This is a genomic window from Hymenobacter sp. AT01-02, assembly GCF_000961955.2.
GTDB lineage: Bacteria > Bacteroidota > Bacteroidia > Cytophagales > Hymenobacteraceae > Hymenobacter > Hymenobacter mucosus.
Genome location: NZ_JZIR02000188.1, coordinates 1 through 1,721 on the forward strand (window position 1 = coordinate 1; position 1,721 = coordinate 1,721).

Genomic DNA, 1,721 nt, shown 5'->3' on the forward strand with positions numbered 1-1,721 from the left:
GCTCCTGCTGTCCTCCACTTCGCCCGACACACCCGAGCGGGCAATACTGGGCGGCACGGCCAACGTTACGAACCCCATCAAACTACGAGTTTATCTCACGCGGGTGCAGTAAGAAAGCCTGAAGGCAAGGCTGGTGAGTTGGTAGTTACCCCAAAGCGCCACGGAGGCAGCACAAACCATTTGTGCTGCCTCCGTGGCGCTTTGGGGTAGTAGCCTTGGGTAGCGCAGCACTGCACTGCTTGGCTAGTGCATGTTGCGTTCCTCAATGAGCTTGTGAAAGGCATCGGCGTAAGAGTCGCCAATGGGGATGATGGCCTCGCCCATATAAATGCGGTTTTTGCGAATAGAGTCAATCCAGCTGAGCGCTACTATATAGGAGCGGTGCACGCGCACAAAGTCATGGCTTGGTAGCCGGTCCTCAAATGCTTTCAGGGAATTGAGGGTTAGAATGGGCTTGGCCCCGGCAAAGATTTTGATGTAATCTTTCAGCCCTTCCAAGTAACGGATGTCGCGCAGGTTAATGCGTTGGGTGTGGTAGTCCGCTTTCACGAAGATAAAATCATCGGCGGGATGGGGGGTGGGCGCCACCGGAGCAGCCGGCGTAGGGGCAGGCGGTGCTACCTCGGCTCCACCACGCGGCGCAAGGCGGTCCTGTGCTTTTTGGGCCGCTTTCACGAATCGCTCAAAGGCAATGGGCTTTACTAAGTAGTCTACGGCATCCAGGTTATAACCTTCCAGCGCGTAGGCCTCATAAGCCGTGGTGAAGATAACGAGGGCCTCCGGACGCATGCTGCGCACGAATTCTACCCCCGTCAGGTCGGGCATCTGAATGTCGAGAAACAGCACATCTACCCGTTCTTTTTGCAGCACGGCCATTGCCTCCAGCGCGCTCCGGCAGGTGCCCACCAGCTCCAGGAAAGGCACACGCTCCACGTAATTTGTGAGTAGGCGCAGGGCCAAGGGTTCGTCGTCAACTAGCAGGCACCGCAGCATAGGCCATCGTTAGGGTTAAGTCTACAATAAATTCGTTGCTCGTCTGATGCAGCTGCAACTGATGCCGGTCAGGGTAAAGCAGGTTGAGGCGCTGGCGCACGTTGGGCAGTCCAATGCCCGAATTGGGGTCGTGGGTGGCGGTAGGCACTTCCGGGAAGCGGGAGTTGCGCACCGTAAATAGTAGTGTATCGGCGCGCACGGTGAGGTGCACGGCAATGCGGGAAGGGTGTTGGAAGCTGATACCATGCTTAAACGCATTTTCCACGAACGGAATCAGCAGCATGGGTTCGATGAGGTTTCCATCCAAAGCCCCATTCACTGTAAACTCAATGTCTACCTGGCTGGGGTCGAGGCGCAGGCGCTGCAGGTCCATGTAGTTGCGCAAGTACTCTACTTCCCGCATCAGAGGTACCCGCGCCGCATTCGACTCATACAGCATGTAGCGCATGAGTTGAGAAAGCTGCATAATGGCCTCCGGGGCATCATCTGATTTCAAATGCGCCAGCGAATAGATATTGTTGAGCGTGTTGAAGAGGAAGTGCGGGCTCACCTGCGACTTCAGAAACGCTAGTTCGGCCGAGAGGTGGTTGTTTTCCAATTCACGCTTGGCCCGCTCGGTTTCAAACAGCTCGCTAGTAATGCGTAGGCCGCTGCTGATAATCCACACCAGAATCCCAATCATCCACATTCCTTGGGGGGGGCGCGAATGGGGGACGCCGTTCGGCGGC

The 1,721-nt window shown here is 56.4% G+C and carries 2 protein-coding genes; both read right to left on the reverse strand.

Going from position 1 to position 1,721, the window contains the following annotated elements:
- Positions 1–243: 243 nt before the first annotated feature.
- Positions 244–993: a LytR/AlgR family response regulator transcription factor gene (locus VI25_RS22160; protein ID WP_045690392.1), complete on the reverse strand. Its 750-nt coding sequence runs from the start codon at positions 991–993 to the stop codon at positions 244–246.
- Positions 971–1,721: sensor histidine kinase (locus tag VI25_RS22165; RefSeq protein WP_236705209.1), on the reverse strand; the 751-nt coding region annotated here is incomplete at its 5' end. The genes VI25_RS22165 and VI25_RS22160, both read right to left, overlap by 23 nt.